We start from the raw sequence: 23,303 nt of genomic DNA on the forward strand, positions 1-23,303 counted from the left end.
GCTCCTAGGTCAAGATTTGCCGGCAGAGGTCGATGAAGTCGCTCGCCCAGCCCGAGAACAGTCCAAACAGCACGAGCCAGACAGCGAGCATGAAATGCCAATAGGTCGCGCAAAGCGTGATCGACAGGGTTGCTCTTTCGTCGATCGGTCGCGCGCGTGTCGCAAGGATGGTGCGCGTAAGTGCGACCAGGCCGCCGACGATGTGCAGGCCGTGCATGCCGGTGATCATGTAGAAGAAGCTGTTGGCCGGATTGCCGGCAAGCAGGTAGCCGGCATCGGTGAGTTCGCGCCAGGCGAAGACCTGGCCGACGAGGAAGGCGAGGCCTGCGGCAAGGGCGGCGATAAGCGCCGTGCGGCTGGCATCGTCACGATGATGTTCGGCAGACACCTTGGCGGCGTGGAGCAGCAGGCTCCCTGTTGCAAGCACTGCGGTGTTCACCCACAGGAGCTTCGGCATCGGCGTCGACCACCAGTCGGTCGATGCCATGCGCATGAAGTAGGCGCTGATGAACAGGGTGAACAGCGCGCCGACGACGGCGAGGAAGACACCGAGGCCGAGTTTCGCCGGTTCGATCGGGTGCCGGCCCTGCGGGCGCGGATCGTGATGATGGCCGACCTCGAGCCAGGGCTTCGACATCATCCGCTGTTGCGACAGCCACCAGCCGGCGATCGCGGCAACGACGGCAAGGAAGATCAGCGTGACGCTCATGTCGCCGCCTCCCGCGTCAGATTATCGGGGCCGGGCTGGTTCTGCGGGATGAAATCCTCGGGCGCGCCCGGCACGCTGTAGTCATAGGCCCAGCGATAGACCACCGGCAGCTCCTTCCAGTTGCCGTGGCGCGGCGGCGTTTCCGGCGTCTGCCATTCGAGCGTGGTTGCCCGCCAGGGGTTGCCGCCGGCATCACGGCCGTGGCGGATGCACCAGACGAGATTGAAGAGGAAGACGATCTGCGCTGCGCCGACGATCAAGGCGGCGATGGTGATGAACTCGTTGAGCGTGTGGGCGGAAGCCGGCATGAAGGCGGTTTCGCCCATTTCGTAGTAGCGCCGGGGAACGCCGATCAGGCCGAGATAGTGCATCGGGAAGAAGATGAGGTAGGCGCCGACGAAGGTGATCCAGAAGTGAAGCTGGCCCATCGCCTCGTTGAGCATCCGCCCGGTGACCTTCGGGTACCAGTGATAGATGGCACCGAAGATGACGAGGATGGGTGCTACACCCATGACCATATGGAAATGGGCAACCACGAACATCGTATCGGAAAGCGGCACGTCGACGACGACATTGCCGAGGAAGAGGCCGGTCAGGCCGCCATTGACGAAGGTGACGATGAAGGCAAGCGCAAACAGCATCGGCAAAGTGAGGTGGATATCGCCGCGCCACAGCGTCAGGACCCAGTTGTAGACCTTGAGCGCCGTCGGCACGGCGATGATCAGCGTCGTGGTGGCGAAGAAGAAGCCGAAATAGGGGTTCATGCCGCTGACATACATGTGGTGCGCCCAGACGACGAAGGAGAGCGCACCGATGATGACGATTGCCCAGACCATCATGCGGTAGCCGAAGATGTTCTTGCGGGCATGGGTGCTGATGAGATCGGAGACGATGCCGAAGGCGGGAAGGGCGACGATGTAGACCTCGGGGTGACCGAAGAACCAGAAGAGGTGCTGGAAAAGGATGGGGCTGCCGCCGCCGTGCTGCAGCTGTTCGCCCATCTCGACGATCGCCGGCATGAAGAAGCTGGTGCCGAGCACCCGATCGAACATCATCATGACGCAGGCGACGAAAAGCGCAGGAAAGGCGAGCAATGCCATGACCGTTGCGGTGAAAATGCCCCAGATGGTCAGCGGCATGCGCATCAGAGTCATGCCGCGCGCGCGGCCCTGGAGCACGGTGACGACATAGTTCAGCCCGCCCATGGTGAAGCCGATGATGAAGAGGATGAGCGAGGAGAGCATCAGGAGAATGCCCCAGTCCTTGCCGCCGGGCGTGCCTGAGAGCACCGCTTGCGGCGGATAGAGCGTCCAGCCCGCGCCGGTCGGCCCGCCGGGTGCGAAGAAACTGGCGGCAAGCACGAGCACGGCAAGCAGATAGATCCAGTAGCTCAGCATATTGGCGTAGGGAAACACCATGTCGCGTGCGCCGAGCATCAGCGGGATGAGGTAGTTGCCGAAGCCGCCGAGAAACAGTGCGGTCAGCAGATAGATCACCATGATCATGCCGTGCATGGTGATGAACTGGTAGTAGCGCTCCGCATCGATGAAGGCGAAGGCTCCGGGATAGCCGAGTTGCAGGCGCATCAGCCAGGAGAGAACCAGCGCGACCATGCCGATGGCGATGGCGGTCGAGGCGTATTGTACGGCGATGATCTTGGCGTCCTGGCTGAAGACGTATCGCGTCCACCAGCTATGGGGATGGTAGAGTTCGACATCCTCCACCTCGGCGTGTTCAAGCGCCCCATCTGTGCCTGACCGGATATCGACCATCTAAACTCTCCCAACAATGGCCGTCGGGGCGCCTCCTACCGCGCCGGGGCGGCATTTTCTGCCTGTGCCGTTTCCTTCGTTTGCGCTGCTGCCATCAACTGCGAAAAGGTCTGCTGGCTGGCGAGCCAGGTCTGGTAATCGGCTTCGCTGTCGACGACGACGGTGCCGCGCATCTGCGGGTGGCCGACGCCGCAGAGCTCCGCACAGAGCACCTCGAAGGTGCCGGTGCGCGTGGGGGTCATCCAGAAATAGGTGACCATGCCGGGTACCATATCCATTTTAGCGCGGAACTCGGGCACGTAGAAATCATGCAGCACGTCGACCGAGCGCAGCAGCACCTTGACCGGCTTGCCGATCTCGAGGTGCAACTCGCCGCCTTCGATGACGATGTCGTCGAGGGCGGCCGCGTCGTTGCGGTTGAGGCCGAGCGAGTTTTCCGGCGAGATGTCGCGCGTCTCGGAGGTGCCGAGTTTGCCGTCGACGCCGGGCAGGCGGTAGCTCCACAGCCATTGCTGGCCGACGACTTCGACCTCGCTGGCGCCCGCGGGCACGGTGACGAACTGATGCCAGACGAACAGGCCAGGCGTCAGCATCGCGGCGACGCCGAGCGTCGTGCCGGCGGCAAGCCAGCTTTCCAGCTTCTTGTTTTCCGGTTCATAGGCCGCCCGGTTTCCCGGGCGGTGCCGAAAACGCAGGACACAGTACGCCATGAACAGCACGACGGCGACGAAGACGACGCCGGTGATCCAGAAGGTGATGATCAGCGTATTGTCTATGTAGTTCCAGTTGGACGCGATCGGCGTCCACCACCACGGGCTCAACAAATGGAACAACACCGATCCGGCGGCCAGCAAAACCAGAATAACCACCACGGCCATTTCTTGTCCCTCCTCGCCGCTCGCGGCTGTGGGCATGAATACGCAATCCGTAGAGTTCTAAATGCAATTATTGCACGAACGGAAAATACTCGCAATTGACCGTTCGGGTTGAACACTCGCCAGTGCTTCCACCCGCTACGTCTACTGCGAATATTGCTTGAGATAGGCGATCAGGTTGGAGATATCGCCTTCGTCCTTCAGTCCGGGAAAGACCATCTTGGTGCCCTTCACCTTCGCCTTCGGATTGTGGAGATAGTCGCGCAACGCCGCCTCATCCCAGACAAGACCACCCTTGCCGGCATCGACCATTGCCGGCGAAAACTTGAAGTCGGGATGCGTTCCGGCGGTTCGGCCGAGGATATGGTTGAGCGAAGGGCCGACCTTGTTGGTATCGCTATCGACGACATGACAGATCGCGCATTTCTTGAAGACGGTGGCGCCCGCCTCCGCATCGCCCTCTTGCGCGAGGGCGGCGATGGGACAGAGCAGCGTTGTCGAAAAGGCAAGGGCAACAACTAAGTTTCGCATGACACTTCCTCAAAATCGCCGGGCGCGTGGCAAGGAAGGCTATCGTCAATTCGTCGTCTTGGCGGTACTTGCTTCTCTTAATTGGGCGCCACGGGCGGTTGATACTTGCGACGGCATGACGGTACGCCTCGTCCCGAAGATGTCAATCTCCGGTCTTGGGCGGTACCGTCGCGCACCTGTCGATGTCTTGCAACTGCGCCTGCGACCCGGCAATCAGACCCGATTGCCGGCGGCGTCGAAGAAATGCAGCCGCTCGGGCGGCAGCCGCACGGGGATTTCGCCCGCTGCCTTAAGAAAGGTGCGGTCGTTGGTAAAGGCCTTGAAGCTCGCCTTACCGAAGGACAGATGCAGGATGATGCCGAAACCGGTCGGCTCGACCAGATCGACCGTCGCCTTCAGCGCATCCGGTGCCGTGGTGCCGATCTCGACATGTTCCGGCCGGATGCCGAGGGTCGCGCTGGCGCCATCAGTCAGCTCCGCATGCACTTGCGCCGGGATGGTCACGCCGCCCTCAGTCTCGAAGCGCGGTGCCGTGCCGTTGCGATAGGTGCCTTCGAAGAAGTTCATGCCGGGCGAGCCGATGAAACCGGCGACGAAGAGGTTTGCCGGGCGATCGTAGAGGTCGAGCGGGCTGCCGACCTGCTGCACGAAACCGCCGTTCATTGCGACGATCCGGTCGGCAAGCGTCATGGCCTCGATCTGGTCGTGGGTCACATAGATCGAGGTGGCGCCCAGATCCTTATGCAGTTTCTTGATCTCCGCGCGCATCTGCTCGCGCAGCCGCGCGTCGAGGTTCGACAGCGGCTCGTCGAAGAGGAAGGCCTTGGGTTCGCGCACGATGGCGCGGCCCATGGCGACGCGCTGACGCTGGCCGCCGGAAAGGGCGCGCGGGCGGCGCTCCAGGAGCGGATCGAGCCCGAGCTTGGCGGCAGCGCCCGAAACGACACTGGCGATCTTCTCCTTGGCGGTCTTCCGCAGCCTGAGGCTATAGCTCATGTTCTTGGCGACCGACATGTGCGGGTAGAGCGCATAGGACTGGAACACCATGGCGATGTCGCGGTCCTTCGGCGCCAGTTCGTTGACGCGCTTGCCGGCGATGCGAATTTCGCCTGAAGTGACGCTTTCAAGGCCGGCGATCATGCGCAGGAGGGTGGATTTGCCGCAGCCCGACGGGCCGACAAGCACGACGAATTCGCCGTCGCCGATCTTGAGGTCGACGTCGTGCAGGACCGGGTGGATGCCGTAGGATTTACGGATGTTGGCGATATCGATGGAAGCCATGAAACAATCCTCAGCCTTTGACCGCGCCGGCCGTCAGGCCCTGGACGAGATAGCGTTGAATGAGCAGGAAGAAGAGGCAGGCCGGGATCAGCGCCAGCACGCCGGCGGCCATCATCTGGCCGAAGTCGACCGAGAATTTCGACACGAAGGACAGCAATCCAACGGGGAAAGTCGCCTGGTAGTTGCCCGAGATCAGCATCAGTGAGAACAGAAGCTCGCTCCAGGCGGCGGTGAAGACGAAGCCGAGTGTCGCGGCAATGCCAGGCAGCGTCAGCGGCAGGATGATCTGCCGGAACGCCACGAACTGGGTGGCGCCGTCGATCATCGCCGCCTCTTCGAGATCCTTCGGAATGCCGTCGAAGAAGGACTGCATCAGGAAGGTGGCAAACGGCACGTTGAAGGCGGTGTAGACGATGACGAGGCCGGTCAGGCTGTTGGTCAGGCCAAGCGGCGACAGGATCTTGAAGATCGGCGCAACCAGCATGACGAGTGGGAACATCTGCGTCAGCAGCATCAGCGCCACCAGCCAGTATTTTCCGCGGAAATTGAAGCGTGAAAGCGCGTAGCCGGAAAGCGACGCAAGGATGGTGACGATGACGGCCGTCGAGCCCGAGACGATCAGGCTGTTGCGGAAGAACACCGGGAAGGCGCTGTGGCGCAGCACGAAATCGAAATGCTCGAGACTGGCGCGCGACGGCCAGAGGCGAATGCCTTCGGAATAAAGCAGATCGTTCGGCGTCACGGCCACCTTCAACAGCCAGTAGAGCGGGAAAAGCGCGAAGGCGATATAGGCGAGGATCGCCAGCCGATGCGCGGTCACGAGAAGGATAGGTTTGGCGCGCATCGGTCTCAATCCTTGCTCAGCAGCCATTGGCGCAGGATGACGATCAGCATGGAATAGGCGAGCAGCAGTGCCAGAAGCACCAGTGCAATCGCCGAGGCATAGCCGAAGTCCAGCCGCTTGAAGGCCTGGGTGAAGATGTAACTGGCGACAATCTGGGTGCGATCGGCCGGCCCGCCATTGGTCATGACGATGATCAGGTCGGCGAAGTTCGAGATCCAGACGGTACGAAGCAGAATGGTGATGGCGATCGTTGGGGCCAGGAAGGGCAGGGTAATCGACAGGAACCGCTGCGCCGGGCCGGCGCCGTCGATGCTCGCGGCCTCGTAGAGATCGCGCGGGATCGCCTGCAGCGCGGCGAGCAGGGTGATGGCGAAGAACGGGATGCCCCACCAGACGTTGGCGATGATCGGCCCCCACATCGCCAGCTGCGGGTCGGACAGGATGTTGGACGGCTCGCTCATGATGCCGAGCGCGAAGAACCAATGCGGCAGCGGTCCCACCACCGGATTGAACAGCCAGGACCAGTTGAGGCCGGCAAGGAAGCTCGGCACCGCCCAGGGCAGGAAGACGAGCGCCTGCGCGAGACCGCGGCCGTAGAACGGCTTGTCGAGCAGCAGCGCAAGGGTGAGCCCGAGGAGGAACTGCAGGAAGACGGAGGCGCCGGTCCACCACAGCGTGTTGCGCAGCGCCCGGTAGAAGGCCTGATCCTCGGATAGAGCCCGGAAATGATCGAGGCCGATGAAGGCGCCGGAGAACGGATTGAGCAACTGGATATCGCGGAAGGCGTAGGAGACGCCCAGCGCCAGCGGCACCAGCATGACGGTGACGATCAGGATCAGCGCCGGCGCGCTGTAGAGATAGGGCGCGGCGCCATCGGTGATACGCTTCATCAGCGGCCGGCGTGCGGGCAGGCCGTCATAGCGGGCGGCATAGGCCATCGGTCGAAATTTCCCCTGTGCGGCCGCCGGTTTTTTCGGGCGTGCCCTGTTCTCTTTAGATCACGTTCGTGATTTTGGGTCGGATCGACCAAAAATCATGAACGTGAACGATTCTAATAGGTTAGAGCGGAATGCGGGCGGAAAACCGCATACACTTTTCCTCATCCCGCTCTAATATCGGGTGACCGGCGGCGGTTCTGCCCGCCGCCGGCCGAGGGCTCACTTCTTGGCGAGATGCTTCTGCTGCGCCTTGGTAAGGTAGTCCGCCCACTGGTTGGCCAGATCCGTCGGTGTGATGTCGCCGAGCAGGGCTTCCTGCGTCGTCTTGATCGCCAGCGAATCCTTGAAGAAGGCGAATTCTTCGAGGTAGGTCGGCATCACCGTCAGGACGACGTCCTTGTCGGCAAGCTCGTCGAACCAGCCCTTGAACTGCGGGCTCGCATAGAAGGGATCCTTTTCCGCCGATTGGTGCACCGGCAGTGCGCCGGTGCGCTTGTTCCACTCGATGTTGCCTTCAGGGCCTTCGAGCGTTTCGATCAGCTTCCAGGACAGGTCCTTGTTCTGGCTGCCGGACAACATCGACCAGCCGGCAAAGCCGATGGTGGTGAAGGCCTTGCCGCTCGGGCCCTTCGGCATGGTGGTGACGCCGAAGTCTTCCGACTTCATCCGCTCGGCAATGGCGATCAGCGCGTCCGGATACTGGTCGAGGAAGGCGCAGGTGCCGCTGTAGAAACCGGCGACGATTTCGTTGAAGCCCCAGTTGACGCTGTCCTTCGGTGCGAGGCCGTTCTTGTAGAGGTCGATCACCCAGGTGAGGCCCTTGACCCAGCCTTCGCTGTTCATCGTCGAGGTGCCGTCCTCGTTGAAGAAAGTGTTGCTGCCGGCCATCGTCGCGCCGAACATCACCCAGCCATTGAGGCCGCCCGGGCCGCCGCGCAGGCAGTAGCCGGATTTGCCCGGCAGCTTGGAGACGGCTTCCGACGCCTTGACGAAATCGTCCATGGTCTTCGGCGGTTCGCTGACGCCGGCTTCCGACAGCAGCTTCTTGTTGTAGAACATCGCGCGCAGATAGAAGCCGTAGGGCAGCATGTAGGCGGTGTCGTTGATGTCGCGGCCGAGCTCGAGCGTGCGTTCCGTCAGACCCGGCGTGTGCTCCCATTTTTCGAGATAGGGCTCGAGGCTTTCGAGCATGCCGTTGTTGGCGTAGAGCGAAAGCCAGGTGTCCGGCATTTCCATGACGTCGGGCAGTTCGCCGGCCGAAACCATGGTCGCGAACTTCTGGAAGGCTTCGCCCCAGGGCAACGAGATGATCTCGACAGTGGTGCCGGGGTTTGCCGCCTCGAACTTGGCGACGATCGACTTCAGCGTTTCGGTGCGCTCGGGGCTGGTGATGACCTCGACGAGCTTCAGCTTGGTGTCGGCCAGTGCGCTTCCTGCCATCAGGGTGGCAAGCAGAGTGGCGGTAATCAATTTCCTCATTTTTGTTCCCTTTGTTTTTTGATGGTTGATCCACATTCGAAGAGCGGGGGCGGAAAACCGTTCGCGCTTTCCTAATCCCGCTCCTGTCAGCCTGCTGAAGCGGCTGACATCGCCGCTTCAAGATCGCTCCAGAGGGCCTCCGTTCCCTCCAGGCCGACATGGAGCCGTACCGACCGCGGTGAGATGCCGAAGGCGGCCGCGGAATTGGGCTGGGCTTTCTGCGCCAGAACGACTTCGCCCGGCACGATGAGGCTTTCGTGTCCGCCCCAGGAAACGCCGAGCTTGAACAGTTCGAGGTGATCGGCGAAGCGGCGCACGTCGACGCCGTCGCGGAAGATGAAGGAGAACAGGCCGGATGTACCGGAAAGGCCAGGCGGCAGGGTGTTGCCAAGGCCGGGATGGCAGACGGTTTCGACCAGTGGATGGGCCTGCAACCGCTGCGCCACCGTGAGCGCCGAACGCTCGTGCGCCTTCATGCGGATAGGCAGGGTGCGAAGGCCGCGGATCAAGAGCCATGCGTCGAAGGGCGAAAGCTTGCCGCCGAGATAGGGATAGGCCTCCGAGCGGATGCGACCGATGAGTTCCTTCGAGCCGGCAACCACGCCTGCGACCACGTCGCTGTGTCCGCCGAGATACTTCGACGCCGAATGGATGACGAGATCGACGCCGAGCGACAGCGGCTGCTGGAAGATCGGGCTCGCCCAGCTGTTGTCGATGGCGGTGATGATGCCCTGTTCCTTGGCGAGGCGGGCAAGCGAGGCGACATCGTGGGTGTCCATGACCCAGCTCGTCGGGCTTTCCATGTAGAAGAGCTTGGCGCCCGGCAGGGCCCTGGCGACGGCCTCTTCATCGCGGCCGTCGACATAGGTCACTTCGATCTTCATGCGCTTCAGATGTGTGCCGAAGAGGCGGAAAGCGTCGGGATAGACATGGTTGACGGCGACGATGCGGTCGCCCGGCTCGACGAAGGAAAGCACGGTCGACGAGATCGCCGACATGCCGCTGGCAAAGCCGATGGCGTCTTCGCCGCCTTCGAGTTTCGCCAGCATCTCCTCGAACATGCGCACTGTCGGGTTGAGGCCGCGGGTATAGATCGGCCGTACACGCTCGCCCTTGTAGGACGCGACCATGTCGTCATAGTTCTTGAAGGTGAAAAGCGACGTCTGAACGATCGGCGGCACGACCGCATCGAAGGCGTGGCCTTCGTCGTGGGCGACGATGAAAGAGGCATTGTCGAACGGATCGAAGCCGTTGTTCATTTGGACATTTCCTTGATGTCTTCCTCGACGATCGCGAGGATTTTCAGAGTTTCGTCGCGCGCGGCTTCCTGATCCCGCGCAGCGATCGCATTGAAGAGGGTGCGGTGGAACGGAAAGGAGCGACGGGCGAAATCCGACCGGTCGAACGGTTCTTCCCAGAAGCGCTCGAAGGCCTCGCGCATCTGCTCGAGCAGTTGGCGGAAGAGCGGATTGTGGGTCGCATCATAGATCGCCAGGTGAAAGGCGAGATCTTCGGGGCCTGACGTGCCCTTCGACAGGTGCACGCGCTCCATCTCGTTCAGCTTCTCCTCGATCGTTACGAGGTCCTGTTCCGTGTGCCGACGCGCGGCCACCATGCCGGCTTCGACTTCGATGCCGCGGCGCACTTCAAGCGTCATCAGCAGGATGTCGCGGAGATGCCCGGTATCGAGCGTCAGCGGCATATGGACGGTGGCGGCCGAGATGGCGCGCAGCAGATAGGTGCCGCTGCCCTTGCGCGCCTCGACCACGCCGAGCGCCTGGAAATGACGGATGACCTCACGCACGGTCGAGCGCCCGACAGCAAGCGCCGTCATCAATTCGCGTTCCGCCGGCAGCCGATCGCCGGGTTTCAGGCCCGACTGCTGGACGTAGTCGGCGAGCGCTGCAATGACCTGCTGCGCCCGGTCGGCGGGCGGCAGTGGCAGAAGTGCTGCTCTTGCTTGTTCAGTCATTCAGCCTCCCCCTTGGCGCCAAATTGGTCTGACATCTGATCAATATGACCAAGGCTTGGACGGTGGTCAAGCGCGAACTTATAAACACAGGCGCCGGTTGACCGGCCGCCGTGCGCGGAGTGATATGGCGCAGTAAGGAGTTCGAAGATGAAGAAAACAGGACGTCTGCTCGTGGCACTGGCGGCGATCGCAATCGCGGCGGGCACTGCTACGAGCGGTGCCGAGGCGCAGATGCGCACGGGCAAGGGCGAGTATTACCAGGGCATCAAACGCGCGCCCTATGGCAGCTATCTCTGGCTGTGGCCGCCGGAGTGGAGGCGGGAACCGGCCTATCAGCAAAGGCCGCAGAACAGGCCGACCAGCGGCAAGTCTGACAGCCGCAGGAAGTCTTACGCGCAATAGTTTAGCGGCCGAGTGCGTGGCCGGGACAAAGGAAAGTGGCGCCCGAGGGCGCCACCTGAATGTCGTATCATATTTGCGCGACGTGAACGTCGCGCGGCAGCGAAGACAGCACTTCCGGGCCGTCCTCGCGCAGGATGACAATATCCTCGAGCCGGATGCCGAAGCGGCCGGGCAGGTAGATGCCGGGTTCGATCGAAAAGACCATGCCTTCTTCCAGCACCGTTTCCGAAGTGGCCGTGATGTGGGGCGGCTCGTGGCCGTCGATGCCCATGCCATGACCGGTGCGGTGGACGAAATATTCGCCATAGCCGGCGTCCGTGATCACCTTGCGGGCAGCATCGTCCACGTCCTTGGCGAGAGCGCCGGGGCGCGCGGCCTTGAGCGCCGCCTGAACGGCCCGTTCGACGATGGTGTGGATCTGGCCGTAACCTTCCGGTGCACGGCCGACGATCGCCATGCGGGTGATGTCGCTCGGAAAACCCTGCTTGCGGCCGCCGATGTCAACGACCACGGCATCGCCTTCGGCAATCACCCGTTCGCTGGCGGAATGGTGCGGGAAGGCGCCGTTGCCGCCGGCACCGACAATCCAGAAGGCCGGTGCCGCACCTTCGGAGGAGAAGTGCGCGCGGATTTCTGAGGCCAGTTCCTTCTCGGTGATGCCGGGGCGGATCTTGGAGAAGGCCGCCTGCATGGCGCGGTCGGCAATGCCGGCATTCATCTTCAACAGTTCGTATTCGCTCCTGTCCTTGCGCATGCGCAGCGCGCCGAGCGTTTCCGGCGTGAAGTCGCGGGCGGTGTCGTCGGGCAGATTGTCGATGAGCAGCAGCGCGAAATCGGCGCGCATGGTTTCGTCGATCACCACGCGGCCCGGCTTTTCGGCACCGATCCCGGCAAGCGCCAATGTCAGAGCCTCGAGCGGACCTTCGGCGTCGGACCAGTTGTAGAAATCGATATCCGTATGCTCGCGCGTTCCCTCGGCATTGAGCGCCGGCATCAGGAAGGCTTCCTTCTCCGGGCCGATCAGCAGCAGGCAGGGGCGCTCGTCGGGGTGCGGGTGATAGCCGATCAGCCAATCCATGTGCGATCCGGGTGCGAGCGCAACCAGCCCGCTGCCGGTTTCATGCATCTTGGCGCGCAGGGCGGCGAAACGTGTTTTCGTCTGTTCTTTCATGGCGTTTCCAGTTCTGGTTCTGGCAGGGTTTGGTGAGGTGAGGGGCCGCGCGCCGGTCTCGTGTTCGGGCGTCGATCGACGCGCGGCGGTCGCCGGGCGCAGGCGCCCGGGCGAAAGGCTTGAAATCTGGGGGCGCGATTGCCGACGCGCTGCGCAGATAGGGCGGGTCTATCCGGTGCCCTTGCCCGGGCTGGCCGCGGCACTGCGACGGTCCTCGGCGCGGGTTACCGCAAAGGTGCCTTCCGGTGTTTCGGTTGCCTGCGCGTCGCCGAAGACATCCATCGTGCAGGTGTGCAGGATGACCGTCGGTTCGCTGGTGTGGTTCCAGGTGAGGTGGGTCAGGCCCGACAGGAAGTGTGCGGAATCGCCCGTTTCCAGCACGGTCTCTTCACCGTCAATCTCGATCGTCAGCGCGCCCTGAAGAATGAAGAACATCTCTTCGCCCTCATGGGTCATGGCCTCGCTGCGGTGACCGGGCGGTGTGTGCACCACGGTGCTGCGCAGAACGCTGCCGGGAAAGGAAGCGGACAGGCGTTCGTAGGAGATGTTGTTGTCGAGCGAACCGGCAAGCGCATAGGCGCGGCGTTGGTCATGGCGGGTAAACGGCGTGGCCACCCTGGGCGAGTTGAGGAACGTCCCGACCTCAACCTTCAGCACCCGGCAGACCGCGACCAGCGAGGTCAGCGACGGCACGGTGATGCCACGCTCGATCTGGGAGATGAAGCCCACGGAAAAATCGGCCCGATCCGCAACTTCCTTGAGCGTCAGCTTCAAGGCCTTGCGCCGCGCGCGCAGCCGATCCCCGAGCGGGGGAAGCTCCGATGCCGCACCGTCTGGCTGAGACTGCGAATCCACTGCGAAATCCCCTCTGATCCCACATCTTCCCCCAGGGGAAGATCTCCTGTGTGGGTGCAAGCAGACGCGCCTGGAAATCGCCAAGGATTTCAGGGCTATGCGCTTGTATTTTCTGAACTTTGGTGCGGTGATCGCGGCTTGTCAATGGAAATTTTAGTCACACTAAAATTTCACGAGCGCGGCGAAGCTTACGCGTCAGGCTGCGAGCTTCAGGAGGCGCGCGACGGCCTGCTGGTCGAAGCCGCCGATGCCCTCGCGAATGTCGGCTGCAATGGCATCGGCAACGGCATCCTCGTCGCGGCGGCGCAGGGCTTCGATCGCCTCGCGATGCCGGTCGACAACATAGAGTTCGGTGACGTGCTCCATGGCGATACCGAGGATCGGACCCAGCTGCAGCCAGACGCTTTCGATCAGCGGCATGACGATCTGGTCAGGGTTGGCGGTGTAGATCGTGCGGTGGAAGGCCTGATTGGCGATCAGCGCCGCCGCCTGGTCGCCGCGGCGGATTTCGTCTTCGATGCTGTCGTCGATCGCGACGATGCGTTCGATCTGCCGCTCGGAGAGATGGGCGACGGCGCGGCGGGCGGCATGGCTCTCGAGCGCGATGCGAAGTGCTATCAGCTCTTCGAAGCGGGCCGGCGTGATGCGCGGCACGACGATGCGGCGGTTTTCGAGGAACTGCAGGGCACCGATGGAGGTCAGTTGCCGCAAGGCTTCGCGCACCGGCGTCGGGCTGCTTTCCAGCGCCTCGGCAAGCCCTCGGATCGTCACCGAGGTGCCCGGGCGAAAACTGCCGACCATGATCGCCTGGCGAAGCCTGGCAAAGGCGTAGTCGTGTGTCGTCATGCCTTCGGGCCGGTCGAGAAGAGGCAGGGGCGGGGTCTTCAAATCAGCGGTTTCCTTCTGCCGCGCGGGCGTTTGCGGGCTGATAGCATCAGTCGAGGTTGACTCCAACTTCTGAATTATGTCAACTTTCTGATAATGTGATCACAAAATGAGATTTGCGATATGTCCCTCGACGCGGAAGACCCGAGCGCCTTCAAGGCCTGGCTGGAGCAGAATGGCCCTATCGAAAGCATCCAGGCCGTGGTCTGCGACCTGAACGGCATCATGCGCGGCAAGCGCGTACCGGTGGAGCAGGCGTCCAAGGTGCTTGGCGGCGGCATCCGCATGCCGCTGTCGATCGTCGGTGTCGACGTCTGGGGCGAGGACATCATCAACAGCGAGCAGGTGTTTGCGAGCGGCGACAGGGACGGCATCTGCGCCGTCACCGGGCGCGGCGCCCTGCCGGTCAACTGGACCTCGCGGCCGAGCGCTCTGGTGCCGCTGTGGCTGCTGCTCGAGGACGGCAAGCCGTTCCTTGCCGATCCGCGCCAGGCACTGGCGGCGATCGTGCGCGAATACGAAGAACTGGGCTTGCGCCCCGTGGTCGCGACCGAAATGGAATTCTACCTGATCGATCCGGAGCCCGACAGCGCTGTGCCGCCGATCTCGCCCTATACCGGCAAGCGGCTCGATTCCGACGCGATCCTGTCGATCGACGAACTCGACGATTTCGGCGAGTTCTTCTCCGACGTCTACAAGGAATGTGCCCGCCAGAACGTGCCGGCGGATGCGGCGATCGCCGAGAACGGCATCGGTCAATTCGAGATCAACCTCCTGCACACCGACGACCCCTTAAAGGCGGCCGACGACGCGATCTTCTTCAAGCGCATCGTCAAGGGGGTCGCCCGCAAGCATGGGCTGGCGGCGACCTTCATGGCCAAGCCCTACGGAACACGCTCGGGCAACGGCATGCACATTCACTTCAGCCTGCTCGATGCCGACGGCAACAACGTCTTCAACGACGGCAGCGACGAAGGCTCGGCGGTCCTCAAGAACGCCGTTGCGGGGCTGTTGCGCGGCATGCCGGAAACGACGCTGCTGTTTGCACCGCATTTCAATTCCTATCGTCGGTTGCGGCCGGATACGCATGCACCGACGGCGGTGTGCTGGGGCTATGAGAACCGGACATCGGCGATCCGCATCCCCGGCGGCAATCCGGTGGCGCGGCGCATCGAACACCGGGTCGCCGGCGCGGACGCCAATCCTTATCTGGTCATCGCCGCGATCCTTGGCGCAGCACTCGTCGGCATCCGTAACAAATGGAAACCCTCGGCGCCGGTGACCGGCCGGGCCTATGCGGCGGAGAAACTGCCCAAAATTCCCGCCGATTGGGGGCAGGCGGTCGATGCCTTCGAGGCAGGACCGATTGCCGCCGAAATCTTCGACCCCGTGCTGCGCTCGATGCTGATCGCCTGCAAGCGGCAGGAGATCGCCGGTTTTGCCGAGCAGGTCACGGACTATGAGTTCAGCGCCTATCTGGAAATCGTATGATGACGACAAACCACAAATCCTATGCCGGCGACGGCAGCTATCCCACGAGCTACTACGCCGCCTCCCGCAACATCATCCGCACGCCGGTTTCGCTGAAGGGCCGCGTCGAGACCGATATCTGCGTCGTCGGCGCGGGCTATTCCGGCCTGTCGACGGCAATCCACCTCGCCGAGAAAGGCTACAAGGTCGTCGTCATCGAGGGCGCGCAGGTCGGTTGGGGCGCATCGGGCCGCAATGGCGGCCAGGTCGTCAACGGTCTGAACGCCAGCCTTGCGACCATCCAGCGCCGCTACGGCGAGGATGCCGCAAGCTTCGTCGGCGGGCTGGTGCAGGAGGGCGGCAGGATCATCCGCCGTCTCGTCAGCCAGTATCAGATCGACTGCGACCTGAAGCCGGGCAATATCTATGCCGCCTATACGCCGGCGCATATGAAGGAACTCGAAGCCAAGCAGACGCTCTGGCGAAAATACGGCATGGACGACCATCAGCTTCTCGACCGCGATGCGCTCAGAAAGCTGGTGAATTCAGATGCCTATTGCGGCGGTATGCTGGATACGACGGGCGGCCACATGCATCCGCTCAATCTGGTGCTCGGTGAAGCGCGCGCCTTGGAAAGCCTGGGCGGCACGATCTACGAACAGTCGCCGGTCACGCGGGTTGACCATGAGGCGGCAAGGCCCACGGTCTATACCGCCGACGGCGAAGTGTCTGCGCGGATCGTCGTTCTCTGTGGCAACGCCTATCTCGGCGAAGCCGTGCCGAAGCTCGTCTCGCGCGTCATGCCGGTTTCCACCCAGATGATCACTACGGAGCCGCTCGGCGAGGAACTGGCCCATTCGCTCATTCCAAGCGACATGTGCGTCGAGGACGTGCGCTACATCCTCGATTATTTCAGGCTATCGGCCGACAAGCGCATGATCTTCGGCGGCGGCACCGTCTATGGCGGCACCGATCCGGCCGACGTCGTGGCCAAGCTCAAGCCCAATCTGGAAAAAGTCTTCCCGAGGCTCAAGGGCGTGAAGATCGACTATGCCTGGAGCGGCAACTTCGCGCTCTCCTTCACCCGTGTGCCGCAGATGGGCCGCATCGGTGCGAACACCTATTTCGCGCACGGCTATAGCGGCCATGGCGTGACGGGATCCCACCTCTTCGGACGCACGCTTGCCGAGGCGATCGACGGCGATGCGACACGCTTCGACATGTTCGAGAAACTGCCCTGGTATCCGTTCCCGGGCGGACGGATGTTCCGCGCCCAGTACTCGACGATTGGCTCCTGGTGGTATTCCTTCAAGGATGCTGTTGGCTGGTAAACTCACCTTCAGATTTTTCATGTGACTGGAACAAAGAGGCGGCGGAGGTCGTTTTCCGTCGCTCGAAGGCGCACACGCAGCACCCGGACTTCCTTTCTGCACAATCACGTGACGCACTTGAAAGCCGGGGAACCCGGTGGTGCGTTGCGATATTGCGGCGCCGCGTCCTTGGCGGCCGAGGATGGTTCGCCGAATGCGGTTGTCGCCTCCCGCATTCGGGCATAAAATCCATCCGGTAGGAAGAAGGGCTGGAATGCCGGCCAGCGTTGTCGTTCCGGTGCGACTGAATGGTGCGGTAGGGCGCCTCGTTGCGCTCCGTGGTCCCCTCCATTTCGAACCCGATCGAAGCCGCCGAGCGTTTCAGCTTTTGCGTTAGTCTGCAATCGGCGACGGTAAGGTCTTTTCACCGTCGTTCTCGGGAACAAAAGAGTTTGCGAAACATTCCTGCCGAACGAGGGAGGTCGGAGATGTTTGTACGCTTTGGCTATGAGATCGGCATTCGCTGCCCCCAGCCGACGCCGATGATGACTTACCTTTCCGTCATTGCCGAGAAACGCCGCGACATCCGGCGCGAGCGCGGCCCCGTGACCTCGCCGATCGTCAAGATGGAGGAGGTTGTTGACCCCCACGGCAACGCATGCCTGCGCATGATCGCGCCGGAAGGGGATTTCAAGCTGACCTATGATGCCGTCATCGAAGACGACGGCAGGCCTGATGTTTCCGATCCGCTGGCGCAGGCAGTCCCCGTCGAGAGGCTGCCACCGAACACGCTGCCCTATCTGGCCGCCAGCCGCTACTGCGAAACCGATCGGCTGGGCGCACTTGCCTGGAGGCTTTTCGGGGAGGCGGCGCCCGGCTGGCCGCGCGTGCAGGCGATCTGCGACTATGTGCATGAACGCCTGGTGTTCAGCTACGGCTATGCCCAGGCGATGCGGACCGCGCTCGAGGCCCATGAGGATCGCCTTGGCGTCAGCCGGGACTATGCGCATCTCGCCATCGCGCTTTGCCGGTGCATGAACATGCCGGCGCGCTACGTCAACGGCTACATGGCCGACCTCGAAACCGAGCAAAGGATGGCGCCGATGGATTTCAATGCCTGGTTCGAGGTTTTTCTCGGCGATCGCTGGTACACGTTCGACGCCAAGAACAATGCGCGCCGGGCGGGGCGCATCGCCGTTGCCCGTGGTCGCGATGCCGCTGACATTCCGCTCATCCAGACCTTTGGAAAACACGAGCTGACGGCGTTTACGGTTTGGACCTGCGTCGAGGCGGATGGCGGGCTGACCCGCTCGCACCGCGATGCCAATGTGTCATTGCTGACGCCATGGTTCAGCGAAAACTGGTCGAGGCACGTGCAGGAGCGCGACCGCAATCGGCACTGACGGCGCCACTTGGCGGACCGATTTTTTACTTTCGGGGTGGAATGCAGAAAATAATATCTATAAACTCAATCGAGAATATCGGAGAACATGGCTATTGCCGGCCTGTTTCCGGCCCGAACGACGGAGAGACGCGATGAACGCTGCGAAGCCGACAATCCAGTCCCGATATGCGTTTTACGTGGCAGCCCCGCCGCGCCGCTCGCCCATCATCCTGTTTCCGCACGCGATCGCCTTCGTCGCCGCGTTCTGTTTCATTGCCGCGGTCGTCATCGGCGCGCTCTAAGACGAACTTTAGGGCCGCTAACCGGCGCGCGACAGGTGCTCGTGGACCGCCAGCCAGCCGCCCGTCCCATCCCGCTCAAATACGATCGTTTCCCGCTCTTCCGACGTCAGCGGCTCGCCACCGATTTCAACCTCGGTTCGAACGCCGTGCGTGAATACGGCAACGTTACCCATCACTTGCACGTGCCGGTCGCTGGACTGGCAGGCGCGGACCCGGAAGCTGTCGCGCGTCTCCCATAGCGCCCATTCCGCCTCATATTCGGCCCGGCTGCGCAAGGGCCGATCGAGATTGTGGAAGATGAACGTGGCATTGGGCGCGAAGGCTGAGAAATAGGCTGTACGGTCATGGCGGGCAAAGGCCGCGACAAGCCGATCGGCGGCGGCGAGCACCGTGTGTTCGGAGTCTTGCATCAAGATTCTCTTCATTGTCCGGGTTGAATTATGGCGCCGCAATCAGCGTTGCGAGCGGTCGGTTCTGCCGGCTGACGCGTGCCTTGAGCTCGTCGAGCGGCATCGCCTCGTGCTTGGCGAATTCGATGAACATCATATTGAGGTTGTTGAAGAACATTTCGCCTGCGGCCTCGGAATCGATGCCCGGCGCCACAACACCTTTCAACTGCAGCTTCTGAATGAGCGTCGAGACCTGGCCGCACAGGCGGCGATCAAGCTCGGTATAGCGCTTGCTGAAAGGGCTTTCCGGCTGCTGGATCGAAATTGCCATGGCGGTCCGCCACATCTCTTTGCTGAGATAGACGAGCGAGTGATCATAGTACTGGCCGATCAAGGCCTCCAGCGCGCCTTCGACGGAGGAGGGGGGATTGTCGACGATCGTGCGCCCGGCGGCGAGAACTTCCTCCACTTCCATGGAGACGGTGGCGACCAGGATGTCGCCCTTGTTTTCATAGTAATTGTAGAAGGCCCCGACCGAAACTTCGGCCCGTTCGGCGATGTCCTCGATGCGGGCGCTGTCGTAGCCGACCTCGCGAAACAGAACCGCCGCGGCGTCCAGGATACGTCTGTTCCGGTCGGCTTTCTGCCGTGCGCGCAGACCTGTCATATGCGTTTCCTTGAATTCTGAATGCCTTCAAAATTGAGATTGACTTAAAAAATGAATTCATTCAATCTTTTTTTGAAGACGCCGAAACGAGCGTCAGAACAAGAGGGCAACAGCATGATGCAGTCAGTTCGTGACGGCGCGCACCAGCGCCGATTCTTCTCCTCGGTCGCCGCAAGCGCGATCGTCGCCACTTCGCTGGTCTCGGCACCGGCACCGGCTTTTGCCACCGAAGAACTCAACGCGCTCGTCTGGTGCGACCACACGGATCCGGCCCTGGTCGAGCCGTTCGAGAAGGCCAACGACGTCAAGGTCAACCTGAAGGTCTATGAAGGCACCGGTGCCGCGCTCTCGATCCTCGACCAGTCCCGTCCGGGCGATTGGGACGTGCTGGTTATCGACGGCGTCGACGTGCACCGCGCCATCGATCTCGATCTGCTCGCCGAAATGCCGGCCGATGCCCTGCCGACATCAGACATCTTCCCCGAGGTGCGGATGGAGGCCAACAACACCAAGGACGGCAAGACCTATGCCGTCACGGAAAAGTTCGGCTACAACACCATCTCCTACGACAAATCCAAGGTCGATCCGAAGGACATGCAGGATCTCTCGGTGATCTGGTCGGACAAGTACAAGGGGCGCATCGCGCTCTACGACTACTACCTGCCGATGATCGGGCTTGTCGGACTTGGGCTTGGCAAAAAGACCGCCGAACTGACCGAGGCGGACATGCCGGCGATCAAGGAAAAGCTGGCGGCGATGCGCGCCATGTCGAAGCAGGTCAGCGACGTCGTGTCCTCGCAGACGGCGCTGGCAACGGGCGAGGTCGATATTCTGGTCGGCGGCGGCGAGTGGATCACCGCGGTGCTTTCGGCCGACAAACCCAATCTCGACTGGACGATTCCGGAGCAGGGGGCGGTGCGCTGGGCGCAGTCGATCGGCGTGATGAAGGATTCGTCCAAGCAGGATCTGGCGCTGAAATTCGTGCAGTACATCGTCAGCCCCGAAGGCCAGGCGCGGCTTGCAACATCCTCCTGCTACTGGGCGATGCCGGCAAACAGCAAGGCTGGTGAGCATCTGACCGACCAGCAGAAGGCGGCACTGCGCTTCAACGAACAGGCCGAATACCTGAAGAAGACGCAGCTCTATCCGATCCCGTCCACCGAACTGGATCAGCAGTTCCAGGATGCCTGGACGGAAATGCTGCAGCAGTAACGCCCCGCGCGGGCAGCCCGATCGCCGCCCCGCCGCCAGGCGGGACGTTGAACTGCGCCCACCATCCTTGTCGTGGTGGGCGCGCAAATCTGGAGCTTTCATGACTGCGACAACTCTCGAAGATGCCGACCGCCGGAAAGCCTGGGGCTTTGCCGCGCCTGCACTTTTGTGGACGCTCGCCTTCTTCGTCGTTCCTTTCCTGTTCATGGCGGCGATGAGCCTCTGGAAGCGCGAAGGGCGGGAGATCGTCCGCGTCTGGAATCTCGACAACTATCTGCGCTTCTTCTCCGAGAGCGCTCTGTTGCAGGGTCTGGTCAATTCGCTGGAAATCACGGTCATCGTCACGGTGCTTTCGGTGCTACTCGCCTATCCGCTCGCCTGGATCATTGCCGAGCGCGTGCCGAAGCGGTTTCAGCGCATGGCGCTGATCCTGGCAATCCTGCCGTTCTGGACCTCCTATGTCGTCCGCTCCTATTCCTGGCTGCTCGTGCTGTCGAAGAACGGCGTTATCAACCAGATGCTGACGGGTCTGGGGCTGATCGCCGAGCCGCTGGAGATCGCCAGTACACGAACGGCGACGGTGATCGGCTTCGTGCATTTTTTCGTGATGCTTTTGACGCTGACCATTTACTCCAACCTGATCCAGCTCTCGCCGAACTATCGGCGCGCGGCCGCCGATCTTGGCGCCAACGCCTTCCAGACGTTCTGGCATGTGGTCCTGCCGCTGACCTTGCCCGGCATCATGACCGGCGCATTTCTCACCTTCGTGCTCTGCATCGGCGATTACGTCACGCCGCAGATCCTCGGCGGCAACAACGAGCTGGTTCTGCCGCAGATCATCATGCTGCAGCTCGGCCGGCGCGCCGATTTTCCGATGGCAGCGGCGCTGTCGATCATTCTCATGCTGGCGGTCACCGTCGCCTATGTGCTGTGCGCCCGTTGGCTGAAGATCGAGAGGGCCTGATGCTGCGCAGAGTTTTCGTCAGTGGCGTGTCCTGGGCCTACCTCGCCATCGTCTATGCCTTCATCTTCCTTCCGGTCGCGGTACTCGTGCTGTTCTCCTTCCAGGACGGGCGCCTGCCGGTGCCACCGTTCAACGGCTTTTCCACTCAGTGGTACGAGGCTGTTTTCGTCGACCGCAAGCTTATGGCAGCGCTCGGCAATTCAATGCTGGTCGCCATCTGCTCGTCCGTGGTCTCCTGTGTGCTCGGCTTTCTCGCCGCCTATTCGTTGGCGCGCTACAAGCTGCCGGGCTCGGCCTTGCAAAGGGGCCTGCTGATCGCGCCGATGACGGTCAGCTATCTCATCATCGCGCTCGGGCTGCTGGCGCTGCTCAACGCGCTGCATATGCCGCTGTCGCTTTTGACAGTCGGCATCGGTCACGTTGTGATCAACCTGCCGCTCTGCTTCGCGATCATTTATGCCTCGATGGGCGATCACCAGATCAATATCGAGCGAGCGGCGCGCGACCTGGGTGCCAATGATTTCAAGGTGATGGCGCTGGTGACCGCGCCGATGCTGATGCCCTCGATTCTCGCCGCCTTCTTTCTGTCGGTGACCTTCAGCTGGGACGAGTTCATCATCGCTTTCCTGCTGTCGCGCTTCGACGTGACCTTGCCCGTCGAGATCTGGAGCATGCTGCGCTCCGGCCTTAATCCCAAGACCAACGCCATCGGTTCGCTGGTCTTTCTCGCCTCGGTGGCGCTGCTGCTGATCCTGGAGTTTTCCCTGTTCGGAAGGACGAAGAAACAATGACCGCTCCCGTCTCGATCGAAAACGTCAGCAAGACCTTCGGCCACTTCACGGCGCTGGACAGGGTTTCGCTCGACATCCGGGCAGGGGAGTTCATCGTGCTGCTTGGGCCCTCGGGCTGCGGCAAGACCACGCTTCTCTCCATCCTCGGCGGTTTCCTGTCGCCAAGCTCCGGACGGGTCGTGATCGGCGATCGCGACATGACCTTCGTGACACCCGCGAAACGCCCGACCACGACGATGTTTCAGGACTACGCGCTGTTCCCGCATATGCGGCTTGTCGACAATGTCGGCTTCGGGCTCCGGATGCGCGGTCTTGGCAAGGCCGAGCGGGACGAAAAGGCGCTCGGGTTTCTCGATCTTGTCGGCCTCAAGGCGTCCGCCGGCAAGCGGCCGCACGAACTCTCCGGCGGCCAGCGCCAGCGCGTGGCTCTTGCCCGCGCGCTGGCCGTCGACCTCGAAGTGCTGTTGCTCGACGAACCGCTCGGCGCCCTGGACCTGAAGCTTCGCCGCCAGATGCAGGACGAACTGAAGGCGATCCAGAAGCGGGTCGGCACCACCTTCGTGCATGTGACCCACGACCAGGAGGAGGCGATGGCGATCGCCGACCGGATCGTCGTCATGAACCAGGGCCGGATCGAGGATTTCGGTCCGCCGTCGCAGATCTACATGCGGCCGCGGTCGCTGTTTTCGGCGAGCTTCATGGGCGAGGTCAATTTCGTCTCCGGTCGCGTGCGGACCGCCGACGCATCGTCGGCTGAGGTCGAAACCTCGCTCGGCAACCTGGCGCTTCCTGCCGCCAACTTCACCGCGAGAGCGCCGAAGGCCGGCGATGCAATCACGCTCACCATCCGGCCGGAGCATTTTCGCGGCGCCGACAAATCGGATGGTCCGATGTTCACACTCGGCGAGGCGCGGGTCGCCGGCAGTGCGTTCTTCGGCACCCATTACCGTTGCCATCTCCAGCCTTGCGCGACTGACGGCGATGCGCTGGTGGCGCACCTGCCGCAATCTGCCGACGTGCGCGACGGCGAGATCGTCCCCCTTGCGGTGCGGGCCGCCGACGTCGTAGCCTTGCCGGCGGCAAGCGGAACCCTGTAGCAA

24 protein-coding genes are annotated in these 23,303 nt (G+C 62.4%); 9 read left to right on the forward strand and 15 right to left on the reverse strand.

Annotated elements, in window-relative coordinates; all coding sequences use genetic code 11:
- Positions 1 to 4: 4 nt before the first annotated feature.
- The 10 genes from AC244_RS06615 to AC244_RS06660 all read right to left on the reverse strand — a co-directional run bounded on the left by AC244_RS06615 (position 5) and on the right by AC244_RS06660 (position 10,401).
- Positions 5 to 709 carry a cytochrome c oxidase subunit 3 gene (locus AC244_RS06615; protein ID WP_053247994.1) on the reverse strand — a complete coding sequence of 235 codons (705 nt, stop codon included), beginning with the start codon at positions 707 to 709 and terminating at the stop codon, positions 5 to 7.
- Positions 706 to 2,481 (reverse strand): cytochrome c oxidase subunit I, encoded by a 1,776-nt coding sequence (gene ctaD / locus AC244_RS06620; protein WP_053247995.1) that lies wholly within the window; start codon positions 2,479 to 2,481, stop codon positions 706 to 708. Before ctaD ends, AC244_RS06615 begins: the two co-directional genes overlap by 4 nt.
- Positions 2,482 to 2,516: 35 nt before the next feature.
- Positions 2,517 to 3,359, reverse strand: coding sequence for a cytochrome c oxidase subunit II (locus tag AC244_RS06625; protein ID WP_053247996.1), 843 nt, complete (start codon positions 3,357 to 3,359; stop codon positions 2,517 to 2,519).
- Between the two features lie 141 nt (positions 3,360 to 3,500).
- Positions 3,501 to 3,887 carry a c-type cytochrome gene (locus AC244_RS06630; protein WP_053247997.1) on the reverse strand — a complete coding sequence of 129 codons (387 nt, stop codon included), beginning with the start codon at positions 3,885 to 3,887 and terminating at the stop codon, positions 3,501 to 3,503.
- A 213-nt stretch (positions 3,888 to 4,100) separates the two neighbouring features.
- Positions 4,101 to 5,168: an ABC transporter ATP-binding protein gene (locus tag AC244_RS06635; protein ID WP_053247998.1), complete on the reverse strand. Its 1,068-nt coding sequence runs from the start codon at positions 5,166 to 5,168 to the stop codon at positions 4,101 to 4,103.
- Between the two features lie 10 nt (positions 5,169 to 5,178).
- Entirely contained in the window at positions 5,179 to 6,012 is an 834-nt protein-coding gene (locus AC244_RS06640; RefSeq protein WP_053247999.1) for a carbohydrate ABC transporter permease, read from the reverse strand.
- A gap of 5 nt (positions 6,013 to 6,017) precedes the next feature.
- The gene (locus AC244_RS06645; protein WP_053248000.1) at positions 6,018 to 6,950 is read right to left on the reverse strand and encodes a carbohydrate ABC transporter permease; all 933 of its coding nucleotides are present in this window, start codon (positions 6,948 to 6,950) and stop codon (positions 6,018 to 6,020) included.
- Between the two features lie 219 nt (positions 6,951 to 7,169).
- Positions 7,170 to 8,429: an ABC transporter substrate-binding protein gene (locus tag AC244_RS06650; RefSeq protein ID WP_053248399.1), complete on the reverse strand. Its 1,260-nt coding sequence runs from the start codon at positions 8,427 to 8,429 to the stop codon at positions 7,170 to 7,172.
- 86 nt (positions 8,430 to 8,515) lie between these two features.
- Positions 8,516 to 9,688 (reverse strand): PLP-dependent transferase, encoded by a 1,173-nt coding sequence (locus AC244_RS06655; RefSeq protein WP_053248001.1) that lies wholly within the window; start codon positions 9,686 to 9,688, stop codon positions 8,516 to 8,518.
- Positions 9,685 to 10,401 carry a FadR/GntR family transcriptional regulator gene (locus tag AC244_RS06660; protein WP_053248002.1) on the reverse strand — a complete coding sequence of 239 codons (717 nt, stop codon included), beginning with the start codon at positions 10,399 to 10,401 and terminating at the stop codon, positions 9,685 to 9,687. Before AC244_RS06660 ends, AC244_RS06655 begins: the two co-directional genes overlap by 4 nt.
- A gap of 147 nt (positions 10,402 to 10,548) precedes the next feature.
- Between AC244_RS06660 and AC244_RS06665 the strand changes: the two genes are divergently transcribed.
- Complete coding sequence (locus AC244_RS06665) at positions 10,549 to 10,803, forward strand: hypothetical protein (RefSeq protein WP_053248003.1); 255 nt, start codon at positions 10,549 to 10,551, stop codon at positions 10,801 to 10,803.
- Positions 10,804 to 10,870: 67 nt separating this feature from the next.
- On the opposite strand, the gene AC244_RS06670 is transcribed toward AC244_RS06665, so the two are convergent.
- From AC244_RS06670 to AC244_RS06680, 3 genes are all read right to left on the reverse strand, one after another.
- On the reverse strand, positions 10,871 to 11,974 hold the full coding sequence (locus AC244_RS06670) for a M24 family metallopeptidase (protein WP_082366761.1): 1,104 nt from the start codon (positions 11,972 to 11,974) through the stop codon (positions 10,871 to 10,873).
- A 168-nt stretch (positions 11,975 to 12,142) separates the two neighbouring features.
- Positions 12,143 to 12,829 carry a helix-turn-helix domain-containing protein gene (locus AC244_RS06675; protein ID WP_082366762.1) on the reverse strand — a complete coding sequence of 229 codons (687 nt, stop codon included), beginning with the start codon at positions 12,827 to 12,829 and terminating at the stop codon, positions 12,143 to 12,145.
- Between the two features lie 195 nt (positions 12,830 to 13,024).
- Positions 13,025 to 13,717: a GntR family transcriptional regulator gene (locus tag AC244_RS06680; protein WP_053248004.1), complete on the reverse strand. Its 693-nt coding sequence runs from the start codon at positions 13,715 to 13,717 to the stop codon at positions 13,025 to 13,027.
- Positions 13,718 to 13,837: 120 nt separating this feature from the next.
- Between AC244_RS06680 and AC244_RS06685 the strand changes: the two genes are divergently transcribed.
- The 4 genes from AC244_RS06685 (at position 13,838) to AC244_RS37445 (ending at position 18,180) form a co-directional block, all read left to right on the forward strand.
- Complete coding sequence (locus AC244_RS06685) at positions 13,838 to 15,205, forward strand: glutamine synthetase family protein (protein WP_053248005.1); 1,368 nt, start codon at positions 13,838 to 13,840, stop codon at positions 15,203 to 15,205.
- On the forward strand, positions 15,202 to 16,515 hold the full coding sequence (locus tag AC244_RS06690) for an NAD(P)/FAD-dependent oxidoreductase (protein WP_053248006.1): 1,314 nt from the start codon (positions 15,202 to 15,204) through the stop codon (positions 16,513 to 16,515). Before AC244_RS06685 ends, AC244_RS06690 begins: the two co-directional genes overlap by 4 nt.
- Before the next feature lie 467 nt (positions 16,516 to 16,982).
- Positions 16,983 to 17,897 carry a transglutaminase-like domain-containing protein gene (locus AC244_RS06695; protein WP_053248007.1) on the forward strand — a complete coding sequence of 305 codons (915 nt, stop codon included), beginning with the start codon at positions 16,983 to 16,985 and terminating at the stop codon, positions 17,895 to 17,897.
- Between the two features lie 133 nt (positions 17,898 to 18,030).
- Positions 18,031 to 18,180: a hypothetical protein gene (locus AC244_RS37445; protein ID WP_202596048.1), complete on the forward strand. Its 150-nt coding sequence runs from the start codon at positions 18,031 to 18,033 to the stop codon at positions 18,178 to 18,180.
- Between the two features lie 17 nt (positions 18,181 to 18,197).
- On the opposite strand, the gene AC244_RS06700 is transcribed toward AC244_RS37445, so the two are convergent.
- Both AC244_RS06700 and AC244_RS06705 read right to left on the reverse strand, forming a co-directional pair.
- Positions 18,198 to 18,590, reverse strand: coding sequence for a YybH family protein (locus tag AC244_RS06700; RefSeq protein ID WP_053248008.1), 393 nt, complete (start codon positions 18,588 to 18,590; stop codon positions 18,198 to 18,200).
- Positions 18,591 to 18,618: 28 nt separating this feature from the next.
- Positions 18,619 to 19,236 carry a TetR/AcrR family transcriptional regulator gene (locus AC244_RS06705; protein WP_053248009.1) on the reverse strand — a complete coding sequence of 206 codons (618 nt, stop codon included), beginning with the start codon at positions 19,234 to 19,236 and terminating at the stop codon, positions 18,619 to 18,621.
- 114 nt (positions 19,237 to 19,350) lie between these two features.
- Here AC244_RS06705 and AC244_RS06710 point away from each other — a divergent pair, with 114 nt between their 5' ends.
- From AC244_RS06710 to AC244_RS06725, 4 genes are all read left to right on the forward strand, one after another.
- Positions 19,351 to 20,448 (forward strand): ABC transporter substrate-binding protein, encoded by a 1,098-nt coding sequence (locus AC244_RS06710; RefSeq protein WP_152975869.1) that lies wholly within the window; start codon positions 19,351 to 19,353, stop codon positions 20,446 to 20,448.
- 100 nt (positions 20,449 to 20,548) lie between these two features.
- Positions 20,549 to 21,412: an ABC transporter permease gene (locus AC244_RS06715; RefSeq protein WP_053248010.1), complete on the forward strand. Its 864-nt coding sequence runs from the start codon at positions 20,549 to 20,551 to the stop codon at positions 21,410 to 21,412.
- A complete protein-coding gene (locus AC244_RS06720) occupies positions 21,412 to 22,203 on the forward strand; it encodes an ABC transporter permease (protein WP_053248011.1) in 792 nt (263 codons plus the stop codon). The genes AC244_RS06715 and AC244_RS06720 overlap by 1 nt, the downstream gene beginning before the upstream one ends.
- Positions 22,200 to 23,300, forward strand: coding sequence for an ABC transporter ATP-binding protein (locus tag AC244_RS06725; RefSeq protein ID WP_053248012.1), 1,101 nt, complete (start codon positions 22,200 to 22,202; stop codon positions 23,298 to 23,300). The genes AC244_RS06720 and AC244_RS06725 overlap by 4 nt, the downstream gene beginning before the upstream one ends.
- Positions 23,301 to 23,303: the final 3 nt, after the last annotated feature.

The sequence above is a fragment of the Ensifer adhaerens genome (assembly GCF_001270265.1).
Classification (GTDB): Bacteria; Pseudomonadota; Alphaproteobacteria; order Rhizobiales; family Rhizobiaceae; genus Ensifer; species Ensifer adhaerens_B.